At 68.9% G+C, this 12,183-nt stretch carries 11 protein-coding genes and 1 pseudogene; 9 read left to right on the top strand and 3 right to left on the bottom strand.

Annotated features, from left to right (window positions below; genetic code table 11):
- Window positions 1-122 precede the first annotated feature (122 nt).
- Window positions 123-1,520, top strand: a complete 1,398-nt coding sequence (locus tag ABS64_RS05545) for an MFS transporter (protein WP_036286033.1) — start codon at window positions 123-125, stop codon at window positions 1,518-1,520.
- Here ABS64_RS05545 and ABS64_RS05540 read toward each other — a convergent pair.
- The gene (locus ABS64_RS05540) at window positions 1,490-2,194 is read right to left on the bottom strand and encodes a DUF899 family protein (protein ID WP_036286031.1); all 705 of its coding nucleotides are present in this window, start codon (window positions 2,192-2,194) and stop codon (window positions 1,490-1,492) included. The genes ABS64_RS05545 and ABS64_RS05540 overlap by 31 nt on opposite strands.
- A gap of 114 nt (window positions 2,195-2,308) precedes the next feature.
- On the opposite strand from ABS64_RS05540, the gene ABS64_RS05535 reads away from it, so the two are divergent.
- The gene (locus ABS64_RS05535) at window positions 2,309-3,262 is read left to right on the top strand and encodes an L-lactate dehydrogenase (RefSeq protein WP_016463670.1); all 954 of its coding nucleotides are present in this window, start codon (window positions 2,309-2,311) and stop codon (window positions 3,260-3,262) included.
- Window positions 3,263-3,322: 60 nt separating this feature from the next.
- On the top strand, window positions 3,323-4,678 hold the full coding sequence (gene radA, locus ABS64_RS05530; protein ID WP_292681682.1) for a DNA repair protein RadA: 1,356 nt from the start codon (window positions 3,323-3,325) through the stop codon (window positions 4,676-4,678).
- 12 nt (window positions 4,679-4,690) lie between these two features.
- On the opposite strand, the gene ABS64_RS05525 is transcribed toward radA, so the two are convergent.
- Entirely contained in the window at window positions 4,691-5,098 is a 408-nt protein-coding gene (locus ABS64_RS05525) for a dehydrogenase (protein WP_288121670.1), read from the bottom strand.
- A gap of 537 nt (window positions 5,099-5,635) precedes the next feature.
- Between ABS64_RS05525 and ABS64_RS05520 the strand changes: the two genes are divergently transcribed.
- From ABS64_RS05520 to ABS64_RS05510, 3 genes are read left to right on the top strand one after another with little or no spacing between them, the layout of a single operon-like run.
- Window positions 5,636-6,685: a tyrosine-type recombinase/integrase gene (locus ABS64_RS05520; protein ID WP_098409375.1), complete on the top strand. Its 1,050-nt coding sequence runs from the start codon at window positions 5,636-5,638 to the stop codon at window positions 6,683-6,685.
- Entirely contained in the window at window positions 6,682-7,017 is a 336-nt protein-coding gene (locus ABS64_RS05515; RefSeq protein ID WP_288121669.1) for a helix-turn-helix transcriptional regulator, read from the top strand. The genes ABS64_RS05520 and ABS64_RS05515 overlap by 4 nt, the downstream gene beginning before the upstream one ends.
- A gap of 6 nt (window positions 7,018-7,023) precedes the next feature.
- The gene (locus tag ABS64_RS05510) at window positions 7,024-8,985 is read left to right on the top strand and encodes a hypothetical protein (RefSeq protein ID WP_288121668.1); all 1,962 of its coding nucleotides are present in this window, start codon (window positions 7,024-7,026) and stop codon (window positions 8,983-8,985) included.
- Window positions 8,986-8,994: 9 nt separating this feature from the next.
- Here the strand turns inward: ABS64_RS05510 and ABS64_RS05505 are convergent, their stop codons facing one another.
- On the bottom strand, window positions 8,995-9,273 hold the full coding sequence (locus ABS64_RS05505; RefSeq protein WP_306802374.1) for a metalloregulator ArsR/SmtB family transcription factor: 279 nt from the start codon (window positions 9,271-9,273) through the stop codon (window positions 8,995-8,997).
- 144 nt (window positions 9,274-9,417) lie between these two features.
- Between ABS64_RS05505 and ABS64_RS05500 the strand changes: the two genes are divergently transcribed.
- The 3 genes and pseudogenes from ABS64_RS05500 to ABS64_RS05490 all read left to right on the top strand — a co-directional run.
- Window positions 9,418-10,749: an NAD(P)-binding domain-containing protein gene (locus ABS64_RS05500; protein ID WP_288121667.1), complete on the top strand. Its 1,332-nt coding sequence runs from the start codon at window positions 9,418-9,420 to the stop codon at window positions 10,747-10,749.
- Window positions 10,750-10,797: 48 nt separating this feature from the next.
- Complete coding sequence (locus ABS64_RS05495) at window positions 10,798-11,157, top strand: metalloregulator ArsR/SmtB family transcription factor (RefSeq protein ID WP_144882518.1); 360 nt, start codon at window positions 10,798-10,800, stop codon at window positions 11,155-11,157.
- Window positions 11,154-12,183: pseudogene (locus tag ABS64_RS05490) on the top strand (HAD-IC family P-type ATPase); the annotation flags it as partial. The gene ABS64_RS05495 and the pseudogene ABS64_RS05490, both read left to right, overlap by 4 nt.

Raw genomic sequence — 12,183 nt, 5'->3', positions numbered from 1 at the left:
CCGACTAGCTTACGACACTCCGCGGGATGCCGCGAACCGGCTGCAGCGAGGGCGGCCCTGCCCACCCCCTTCACGATGTCGCCGGGGCCGCCTAGCGTGAGGGGCATGGGAAAGCACGGGTGATGGCGCCGAAGATGACGCCGAAGCAGCGTCTCGTCCTCGTGATCGCCATCCTGGGATCCTTCGTCGCTTTTCTCGACGGCACGATCGTCAACGTCGCGCTGCCGGCCATCGCCCGCGACCTGGGCGGCGGCCTGTCCACGCAGCAGTGGACGGTCGACGCGTATCTGGTCACCCTCGGCGCGCTCATCCTCGTCGCGGGCGCCGTGAGCGATGCTTTCGGCCGCATCCTCGTGCTGCGCATCGGCCTCATCGGCTTCGGCATCGCCTCGGTCGCCGTCGCCCTGTCCCCCTCCCCCGAGCTGCTCGTCGCGGCGCGCGCGGTGCAGGGCGCGGCGGGGGCATTCCTCGTCCCGAGCTCGCTCGCCCTCATCACCGCCACGATGCACGAACCGCTGCGCTCCCGCGCGATCGGCATCTGGACGGCATCCACCACCGCGGCCATGATCGTGGGCCCCCTGGTGGGCGGACTGATCGTCGACAACTCCTCGTGGCGATGGGCGTTCGGGATCAACCTCCTTCCCATCGTCGTCGCCCTGTGGCTGCTCACCCGACTCAACCACCGCGACGAGCGCCGCGCCGGCGCCCACGTCGATGTGCTCGGGGCGATCATGTGCACCCTCGGCCTCGGCGCGGCCGTCTTCGCCCTCATCGAGCAGCCGAACCTCGGCTGGGGGTCCCCGGCGATCTGGATGCCGGGGCTCGCCGGCCTCGTGCTGCTCGCCGGATTCGTCTGGCGACAACGCCAGGTCGCCGACCCGATCCTGCCGCTCGATCTCTTCCGCAGCCGCAACTTCTCCGCCGGCAACCTCTCGACTCTCTTCATCTATGCCGCCCTGTCGCTCAACGGCTTCGTGCTCGCGATCTATCTGCAACAGGGCGCGGGCCTCAGCGCCACCCTCGCCGGACTCGCGAGCCTGCCGACGACACTGCTCATGATCGCCCTGAGCGCACGCATCGGCGCTCTGGTCGGACGGTGGGGACCCCGGCTGTTCATGACCGCAGGCCCGCTGATCATGGCCGGCGGCGCCCTGCTCCTGCTTCTCGTCGCCGATGACTTCGACTACTGGTGGCAGGTGCTGCCGGGGATGATCGTGTTCGGTCTGGGACTCGCGCTCACGGTGTCGCCGCTGACGTCCACGATCCTCGGCGCGACCGACCCGCACCGCTCCGGCATCGCCTCGGCCGTCAACAACGCCGTCGCCCGCGTCGCGGGGCTCCTCCCGATCGCCGCGCTGGCGGTCATCACGGGCGGAACCCTCGATCTCGCCGGCTTCCACCGCGCGGCGATCACGACGGCCGCGCTCCTCGTCGTCGGCGGCCTCGTCGCGCTCGGCGGCATCCGCAACCCGACCTCCGCCGGGCGGACTCAGCCGGCCGCGGATCCTCCCGGCCCGTAGAGCGCTGCAATGCCGGGCGACCCGATGCCGCCCTCGTACGTCGGATGCTGCGGCCACCCTGGCGGCGAATCCTCCCACGCCTCCTGGCGCCCGTAAGGCAGCACATCGACGAGGCCGTGGAGGTGTCCGAGTTGCTCGGTGCCGCGCCCGTCGGTGTGCCACGTGCGGTACACCTTCTCGCCGTCGCGCAGGAACACGTTGACCGCGAACCCCGCGTCCGGCGGCGCCCCCATGTCGGCCCCGAACGGACTGTGCGCCGTCGAATACCAGTCCATGCGATTGCCGACCCGCTCCTTGTAGGCGAGCGCCTCACCGATGGGTCCCTGCGTCACGATGACGAACCGCGCGTCGTAGTCGTCGAGGAACTCCAGCCGCGTGAACTGGGCCGTCCAACTCGTACAGCCCGGACACTGCCACCGCTTCCCGTCCGTCCACATGTGGCTGTAGACGATCAACTGCCGCCTGTCGCCGAAGAGGTCGACGAGCCGCACGGGACCGTCGGGACCCTCGAGAACGTAGGCGGGCAGCTCGACCATCGGCAGGCGCCGCCGCTGGGCCGCGATCGCGTCGAGCTCGCGCGTGGCCGCCTTCTCGCGCACGCGCAGAGCGGCCAACTCGCGCCGCCAGGTGTCGAGGTCGACCACCGGAGGCAGGGCAGGGGCATCGTCCGTCATGCCGGCATCTTTCGCCCCTCGGACGCCGTCCGCAAGACCCCCCTGCACGCCGCCGTTTCGCACGGCTGCGGCCGGCGGTGGCCGCGGCATCCCCCGGCCTGTCAGACTGGGGCCATGAGCGTGATCGAGAACTCGAAACTGACCGTCGTCGGCGCGGGAGCGGTCGGATCCTCCGTGGCCTACGCGGCCCTCATCCGCGGCTCGGCCCGCCACGTCGCCCTTTACGACATCGCCGCGGAGAAGACCGAGGCCGAGGTTCTCGATCTGGCACACGGCGCCCAGTTCACCGGGTCGAGCGACATCATCGGCGGTGCCGACATCTCGGTCGCGAAGGGCTCGCACGTCGTGGTGATCACGGCGGGCGCCAAGCAGCGACCGGGGCAGACCCGTATCGAGCTGGCCGGCGTCAACGCCAACATCCTGAAGTCGATGATGCCGCAGCTGCTCGACGTCGCCCCCGATGCTACGTTCGTCATCGTCACGAACCCGTGCGATGTGCTGACGGTGCTCGCGCAGGAGACCACCGGTCTGCCCTACGAGCGCATCTTCGCGTCGGGCACCGTGCTCGACACCTCGCGACTGCGCTGGAAGATCGCGCAGCGTGCGGGCGTCTCCATCTCCAGCGTGCACGCCTACATCGTGGGCGAGCACGGCGACACCGAGTTCCCGCTGTGGTCGCACGCGACCATCGGCACCGTCCCGATCCTGGAGTGGCAGCCCCTCGACGGTCAGCCGCCGTTCACGGTCGAGGAGCTCGACCAGATCGCCGTCGACGTGCGCGACGCCGCCTACAAGGTCATCCAGGGCAAGGGTGCGACCAACTACGCGATCGGCCTGTCCAGCGCCCGCATCGTCGAGGCGATCCTCGACGATGAACACGCCGTCATGCCGGTCTCGGCCGTGCTCGACGACTTCCACGGCGTGAGCGGTGTCGCCCTGTCCGTCCCGGCGGTCGTCTCGGCGGCCGGCGCAGTGCCGATCCGCGAGACGTCGTTCTCCGACCACGAGCTCGGTCTGTTCCGTCGCTCGGCCGACGCCCTCCGCGAGGTCGCCGACTCGCTGCGCTGATCTCTCGCCGTCCACGCGGTGGCCGGCGCTACTGTCGGATGCCGCGACTAGCCTGAACGCATGGCATCAAAGCGCACCGCGACCACGAGCGCGTACCGCTGCACCGAGTGCGGCTGGACGAGCGCGAAGTGGGTCGGGCGATGCGGGGAGTGCCAGCAGTGGGGAACGGTGGTCGAGGCCGTGTCGTCGACACCGGTGCATGCGGTGACGCCGCTCGCACCGACGGGTGCGGCGCGCCCCATCACCTCGATCGACACGCGTGAGACGCCGCGGCGGACCACCGGCGTCGGCGAGTTCGACCGCGTGCTGGGCGGGGGCCTCGTGCCCGGTGCGGCCATCCTGCTGTCCGGCGAGCCCGGCGTCGGGAAGTCGACATTGCTGCTCGAGGTCGCCGCACAGACCGCCCGCGCCGGTCGGCGCGTGCTGTACGTGAGCGCCGAGGAGTCGCTCGGACAGGTGCGCCTGCGCGCCGAGCGCACCAGCGCCCTCCACGACGAGCTCTACCTCGCGAGCGAAACCGACCTCGCCACGATCCTGGGCCATGTCGACGACACACGTCCCGAGCTGTTGATCGTCGACTCGGTGCAGACGGTCGCCTCCAGCCTCGTCGACGGAGCCCCGGGGCATCCCAGCCAGGTGCGCGAGGTGGCGTCGACGCTCATCCGCGTGGCGAAGGAACGCGATCTTCCGGTCATCATCGTCGGCCACGTCACGAAAGACGGGCAGGTCGCGGGGCCGCGCGTGTTGGAGCACCTGGTCGATGTCGTGTGCCACTTCGAGGGCGATCGGCAGACCGCGCTGCGTTTCGTCCGCGCCCTGAAGAACCGGTTCGGTCCGACCGACGAGGTCGGCTGCTTCGAGCAGACCAGTAGCGGCATCGCCGAGGTGCCCGACCCGAGCGCCCTGTTCCTGGGCCACGGGTCACGCGAACCCGGCACCTGTGTGACGATCGCCATGGAGGGGCGCCGCGCCCTGCCGGTCGAAGTGCAGGCGCTCACGCTGCCCGGCTCGGGACCGAACCCACGACGCATCGTCAGCGGCGTCGACGGCGCACGCGTGGCGATGGTGCTCGCGGTGCTGGAGAAGCGCGCCGGCATCCGGGTGTCCGACCAGGACGTCTACGTCTCCACCGTCGGCGGCGTGCGCCTGATCGAGCCGGCCGCCGACCTCGCCATCGCCCTCGCCGTCGCGAGCGCGATCACGGGGCGCGCCACCCCGAAGGGTCTGGTCGCCATCGGCGAGCTGAGCCTCGCCGGCGAAGTGCGAGCGGTCACCTCCCATGAGCAGCGCCGCAACGAGGCGAACCGGGTCGGCTACCGATCCGTCATCGACACGGCATCCCGCGACCTGCGCGGCGCCCTGCGCGACCTCGCACGACACCATCCGAACGAGCCGAGCGACCGCCCCGACTTCTGAGCACGCCGCCCGTCAGGCCTCGAGAGCGAGGGCGGCCAGCAGATCCGCCGGCGAGGCCTGCATCGCGTGCGGTCCGGCGATGTCGAAGAAGACGGTGGTGATCTCGGGTTCGTGAGCGGTGAGGAAGCTGCGTAGCCACGCAGGCGAGTGCAGCGCCACCGCGGGGGGAAGAGCTGCGGGCTTGTTCGCCGCATCGCTGAACAGCAGCAGCGCGACATCGCCGGTGTTCGGGTCGCGGTACGTCCAGACCTCGCCGGTGTCACGAGGGTCGTCGCGCTGACCGGGGCGCATGAGCGGTACCACCGTCGGGCCGTGACGCAGGGCGAAGGCCAGGGCTGCCATGTCCTGTGTCTGCAGGGCGTCGGCAAGCTGCGTGTTGCGGAACTCGAGCGGGGGCTTCGCGCGCTTCTTTCCGGCCATCCCTCCAGCATACGAGGCGCCTCCCGCACCGCGTCGACGCGCTGACCGCACCCGGCGTGACGGACCCGCGCAGAAAAGGGGGGCCCTCTCGATCCCCACATTGGGGGCTGGGAGAATCGAGAGGGCCTGGGCTCATCGGGCGATCTGCCGAATGCCGGTCTTGGGGGTGACACGACGACCGCCGTTGGGGGCGACGGTGGCTCGCCACGAGAGCTACGAACAAGGCTAACCGCGCCCGTGAGGCGGCGGCTGGTTCTCAGGTGAGAAATCTCTCAGAGTTAGAGATATATCACTGCCTAGATATCCCGAATGGCGAACCCTCGCATGTTGCAGCGAATGCAACTGTTGACACTTGCAAACGAGGACTATTGGTCTCGGTCGGGCTGGTCCGCTCTGACCCTAACAGCGAGATCACGCGCCTCCCAAGATCCGACTTGACTCGGTGATGCACTATCCCATACTTTGTTGCATCTAATGCAAGATTTTGGGAGCTCTCCAGCCGCACTTCGACTGCTCACCTCGGCGTCGAACGTCGCTTTGGCGAACCCGGAGCAGCAGGTCTTCGACGCGATGATGGACGGCTGGCGGAATCAGCAGCTGTCGCGAGGGCTCCGTGAGCAGACCATCCAGAACCGCGTGGCGACGGTGGCCCGCTTCCGGGAGTTCGCGGACAAGCCGCCGTGGAAGTGGACGGTCGCTGACGTTGACGAGTTCACAAGGGAAGCCACCGATCGCAGGCTGGCGCTGTCCACTCTGCGTCACCACCATGGCGCAATCCGCGGGTTCTGCGACTACCTGACGAATCCGTTGTACGACTGGATGGAGATCTGCGAACGGGAGTTCGGCGAGATCCCGTCGCAGGTGTGCTTGCCATGGAACACGGTCGCGCATCGGTTTGAGTTCGAGGGCGACGGAAAGCGCCGGCCGTTCACCTACGACGAGGTGGAGCGCCTGTTCGACACCGCTGACGCCCGGGTTGAGTTGCTCGTGAGCTCGGGACGAAAAGGCGCGCTCGGGGCGCTGCGGGACGCGCAGCTGCTGAAGACGGTCTACGCGTTCGGGCTGCGCCGCACCGAGGTGGTGATGCTCGACACCGTCGACCTGCACCACAACGCCAAGATGCGCCAATGGGGACGCTACGGTGCGATCCACGTGCGGTGGGCGAAGGCGGCTGGCGGCGGCGCTCCTCGTCGTCGCACAGTGCTGCTGGTGCCGGAGTTCGACTGGTGGGTGCCGGGCATGCAGCAGTGGCTCGAACAGGCCCGGGAACGGTTTGCGCCCGGTGACGACCTCGACGCGCTCTGGGTGACCGAGCGACGCACCCGCCTGTCCGCCGGCTATCTCGACCGGAGGTTCGCGGAACTGCGGGACGAGGCCGGCCTGTCGAAGGATCTGACGCTGCACAGCCTCCGGCATTCCTACGTCACGCACCTGCTCGAGTTCGGCTACGCCGAGCGATTCGTGCAGGAGCAGGTCGGGCACATGCACGCGTCGACGACGTCGATCTACGCCTCCGTCAGTTCGGACTACAAGAACCGGGTGCTTGCAGAGGCATTGAAGGCCCTCATCGAAGGAGAAGCGGAATGACCGTTGAACTTGAGACCGGATGGAACCTGCGCAGCGTGATGGCGTCACGCGGCATCTTCCAGACCTCCAAGCTGAGACCTCTGCTTGAGGAGCGCGGCATCGGCCTCTCCCGAGAGCAGGTCTATCGGCTGGTGACGCAACCGCCGCAACGGGTGCGTCTCGACGTCCTCGCCGCACTCTGCGACGCGCTGGAGTGCTCCCTCGACGATCTTGTGACGATCACCCGCCGCGAGGCCGCGACCCCGATCGCCGTGGGCGAAGAAGCGACTCGCGGGTCGATCGGCGATCTCAGGCCCGTTCGCGCCACCATCCGCCGTCCACGCACCAAGTAGACCGTCGTGGCCAAGCCGCCGCAGGAGCCGCGTGTCGCAGAGGTCGTGATGCTCATCCAGTGGGTCGCGATCGAGATCCCGACGGAACGTCTCGTTGAGATCGTGAGCACGGTCGCTCCGGTGCCGCTCACGCAACGCCTGCTCGAGCTCGCTCTCCTCAAGCAACCCGGAGTTCTCGAAGGACGTCACGCGAATGTGCCTGTGACGGTTCAGGACCTTGCGCACGCGCTCGTCGCCGAGGGCGCGAGTCGGGTTGTCCTGCCGACGTGCGAGTCGTGCGGCCGTGCTGTCCGCATGCCGCACAAGACGCCGAGCGGCGGACGTCGCTGCTCCCGCTGCGAACGGAACGCCAGATCCGTCGCATGCGCGACCTGCGGCCAGGTGAGGCCGGTGCAGCGCACCATCGACGGGAAGCGGTACTGCCGTGAATGCTGGCGTGCTGATCCCCGTTCCTTCGACCATTGCTCCCGGTGCGGTCAGCACGCGACCATCGTCGTCCGTCGCCCCGAGCTCGTCTGCCTGGCCTGTTACACCGCGCCAGTCAAGACCTGCGGGCTCTGCGGAGAGCCCGGCCGGGTCGCATCCCATCTCGACGGGCGACGCGTCTGCGCCCGCTGCTACTACGCGATGCGCACGCCGCAACCCTGCCCTGAATGCGGGCGCAAGGTGTTCCTCACCGGGTTCATGAACGACCAGAAGGTCTGCGCGGATTGCGCCGGCACGCCGATCACGATGGCGTGTCCCGGCTGCGGTTCAATCGAAGAAGTGCGCAAGCATCGCCTCTGCGCCGAGTGCCGCCGCCCGATCACCATCCAGCGACTCCTCTGCGATGAGGCCGGTGATATCCGCCCGGAGCTTCAGCCTCTTGCTGACTACCTGCTCACGCACCATGGCAAGGCGAATTCTCTGGAGCGGTGGCAGCACAAGAGCAAATGTGCCGCCGTGCTCCGCGAACTCGCCGAGGGAACCCTGCCTCTCGCCGCCGACGCGATCATGACCAGAGCCCAGTCGGGGCAGTCCGTGGCATTCCTCCTTTCGCTGCTGGTTCGCTCCGGCGTACTGCCGGAGCTTGACGTCGAGGCCGCGCGCTTCGACCACTGGCTCGAGAACTGGCTATCGGAGGTTGGGCACGCCGAAGACCGGCTTGTCCTGCGCCGGTACTGCACCTGGGAGTTGCTCCGTTCGACGCGCGCATTCCGGGCGGTGTCTCGCGGCCCGTCGAGCCCTGCGGCTGGCTTCCAACGGCAACGCGCAGCGCTCAAGTACTGTGCCGCGCTCCTGCACGAAATCCGATCGCAGCGCGAGACGCTCGCCACCTTCCCCCAACGCCGCCTCGACGCGTTCCTCACGGACTCCCCGAGTCAGCGGGACGCGTTGGCACCATTCACCCGCTGGTTGCGACGCCACCAGTTGAGCACCCTACGCGTCGAGTTCCGGCCGAGTCGCCTCGAGGGCCGGCACTACGAGTCCGACCATCGATGGCAGATGGCCCGTCGATTCCTCACCGATTCGGACATGGACTCGAAGACCCGTGCTGCGGGCCTGCTCGTTCTCCTCTACGGCATTCAGCTCACCCGCATCATCACCCTCACCCGCGATCAGGTCGACGCGACCTCCCAGCCCGTGAAGCTCACTATCGGGGCGGAACCTATCGAGCTCCCCAAGATTCTCGGAGACGCGATCATCGACCTGGTCGACGCGTCGATGCGCCATCCCGAAGGATGGCTATTCCCCGGCAGAAACCCGGGGCTCCATCTCACCCCGGGGCCGATCAGTCGCCGCCTCCGCGCCGAAGGGCTCCGCTCCGGAAGCGCCCGGACGACCGCCCTCATCGAACTCACCCGGCAGATGCACCCGCGGATCGTGTCCGACTTGCTCGGCATAACGCCGGCGTCGGCCGCCGCGTGGTCGCGCCTCGCCAGTGGGGACTGGTCCGACTACCCAAAGATCCGCTCGGTGTCCGACTGACAACGAAGCTCAGCCCAGCAGCGCCTTCGCCGCGTCGGCGAGCGTGCCGGTGGTCGGCTGGTAGTACGCCCATTTCCCGCGCTGCTCGCGCGTGACGAGGCCGGCCTCGACGAGCAGCTTCATGTGGTGGGAGATCGTCGGCTGCGACAGGCCCACGGGGTCGGTGAGGTCGCAGACGCACATCTCGCCGGCGCTGCTCCCGACGATCATCGAGAGCAGCTTCACCCGCGTCGGGTCGCCGAGGGCCTTGAAGACCTTCGCGAGGTCGTGGGCGGTGCCGTCGTCCATCGCCTGGCCGGGGGTGCAGCAGGAGTCGGCGCTGGTGTCGATGGTGACGGGCAGTGCGTTCATGGCTCTATTCTGCCCGACGTATTGACATCTGTCGATATGAGCGTCAGGATCGTCTTGTCTCACATCGAAGAACGTCAATGCATGGAGGTCGCAGTGAACCCTGTCGTCGTCATCGGTGCTGGTCCGCAGGGACTGGCCGCCGCAGCCCATCTGATCGAGCGGGGACTCGGACCGCTCGTCCTGGAGTCCGGCGACGCCGCCGCTTCGGCTGTGGCCGAATGGGGCCACGTGCGCTTGTTCTCGCCGTGGACGGAGCTCACCGACCCCGCGTCGCGACGTCTGCTGGAGCCGACTGGATGGTCGGCCCCGACGCAGGGCTACCCGACCGGCGCGCAGTGGATCGAGCGGTACCTCGCGCCCCTCAGCAATGTGCTCGGCGACCGCGTGCGCTACGGGACGCGGGTCGTCGGCGTCGGCCGGGAGGGCCGCGACCTCTCCGTCGACGCCGGCCGCGCCGAGCAGCCCTTCGTCGTCCACGTCGAGCGCGCGGACGGCACCGAGGAGCGGATCGAAGCGCGTGCGGTGATCGACGCTTCGGGCACCTGGCGCACTCCGAGCCCTGCCGGAGCTGACGGGCTGCCCGCGCTCGGGGAACGCGCTGCAGTCGATGCGGAGCTCCTGGAGCATCGCATGCCCGCGATCGAGGACGCGACCGCGCTGGCTGGCCAGCACATCGTGGTGGTCGGCAACGGCCACTCCGCCGCGACGACGATCGGTACGCTCTCTCGCGTGGCCAAGCGCGAGCCGGGGACGCGGATCACCTGGGTGCTCCGGCGCGGCGCGGTCGGCAACACCTTCGGCGGCGGCAGCGCCGACGAGCTGCCCGAGCGCGGCGCGCTGGGACAGCGGGCGAAGAAGGCCGTCGAGGACGGGCTCGTCGATCTCGTCACTGGATTCCGCACGGAGCAGGTCGTCATCGATGGCGGTCAGGCGGTGCTCATCGCGGAGGACGGCCGCCGGCTCGACCCTGCCGCTCGGGTGTTCGTCGCGACCGGCTTCCGCCCAGACTTGTCCTTCCTCTCGGAGATCCGTCTCGACCTCGACATGCGCCTGCAGGCCCCGTCGAAGATCGCTGCGGAGGTTGATCCGAACGTGCACTCGTGCGGCTCCGTGCGGGCCACGGGCGCTGCTGATCTCGCCCAGCCCGAGTCGGGCTTCTACATCGTCGGTGCGAAGTCCTACGGGCGTGCGCCGACGTTCCTCGCTCTGACCGGGTTCGAGCAGGTGCGCAGCGTCGTCGCCGCGATCGCCGGGGACCACGAGGCCGCCGAGCGCGTGGAGCTCGCTCTGCCGGACACCGGCGTGTGCGGAGGCTCCGGCCTCTTCGACGCGCCGGACGAGTCTGCCAGCACGGGATCGTGTTGCGCGCCGGCCCCGCAGCTCATCCAGCTCGGCGTGGGTTCGGCCTCGTAGGTTCACTACCCATTCGGTTCATGTCAGTGCTGGCTGTATAGTCAGTGTGTGCTGACTATTGCTTCGCGTCTTGACGTCATGAACCGGCTCGGCCGGGCGATGGCGGACCCGACGCGTTCCCGGATCCTGATGACCCTGCTCGCCGGCCCGAGCTATCCCGCCGTGCTCTCGCGCGAGCTGAAACTGACCCGCTCGAACGTCTCGAACCACCTGACCTGCTTGCGCGACTGCGGGATCGTGGTCGCTGAGCCCGAGGGGAGGCAGACGCGCTACGAGATCGCGGACCCGCACCTGGCGGCGGCGCTGACCGCGTTGGTGGACGTGACTCTCGCGGTAGACGAGCACGCGCCCTGCATGGACGCGGCGTGCACGGTGCCGGGCTGCTGCGGGATGGGAGCGAGCGAGTGAGCGCGGCGTGCGGCTGCGAGCACGACGAGCTCGAGACCACCATCAGCGAAGAGGCTGAGGAGGCGGAACACCCCTGGTGGCGGGACCGCGGGATCATGGTCCCGGTCTTCTCCGGCATCGCCTTCCTCACTGGCCTGGTCCTGGAGTGGTCTGGGATGGAGACCCCGGCCTTGGTGTTGTTCTGGATCGGCCTGCTGCTGGGTGCATCGACGTTCACCCCGGGCGCGATTCGGAAGCTGTTCAAGGGTAAGCTCGGCATCGGGCTGCTGATGACGATCAGCGCGGTCGGTGCGGTGATCCTCGGCTATGTCGAGGAGGCCGCAGCGCTGGCGTTCCTGTACTCGATCGCCGAGGCACTGGAAGACAAAGCCATGGACCGCGCCCGCGGCGGACTCCGGGCGCTGCTCAAGCTCGTCCCGGAGACCGCGACCGTCCGCCGCGACGGTACCTCGGTTGAGGTCCCGGCGAAGGATCTCCAAGTGGGGCAGCTGATGCTGGTGCGGCCGGGCGAGCGGATCGCGACCGACGGCATCGTCCGCACGGGGCGCTCCAGCCTGGACACCTCCGCGATCACCGGGGAGTCGATCCCGGTCGAGGTCGAGCCCGGCGACACGGTCTCAGCCGGTGCGATCAACACCGCTGGGGCGCTGGAGGTCGAGACGACCGCGGCCGGCACCGACAACCGGCACCGACAACTCGCTGACCACGATCGTCGACCTGGTGGAGAAGGCTCAGGCGGAGAAGGGCGACCGCGCCCGTCTCGCCGACCGCATCGCCCGCCCTCTCGTCCCGGGCGTGCTGATCCTCGCCGCCCTGGTCGCGATCATCGGCTCGCTGCTCGGCGACCGGGAGCTGTGGATCACCCGCGCCCTGGTCGTGCTGGTCGCGGCATCGCCCTGCGCACTGGCGATCTCCGTGCCGCTGACCGTGGTGGCCGCGATCGGCTCGGCGAGCAAGTTCGGCGTGATCATCAAGTCGGGTGCCGCGTTCGAGCGGTTCGGCGTGATCCGTCACGTCGCCGTCGAC

The sequence above is a fragment of the Microbacterium sp. SCN 69-37 genome (assembly GCF_001724435.1).
GTDB classification, from domain to species: Bacteria; Actinomycetota; Actinomycetes; order Actinomycetales; family Microbacteriaceae; genus Microbacterium; species Microbacterium laevaniformans.
This window is presented reverse-complemented; position numbering and strand designations above follow the sequence as displayed.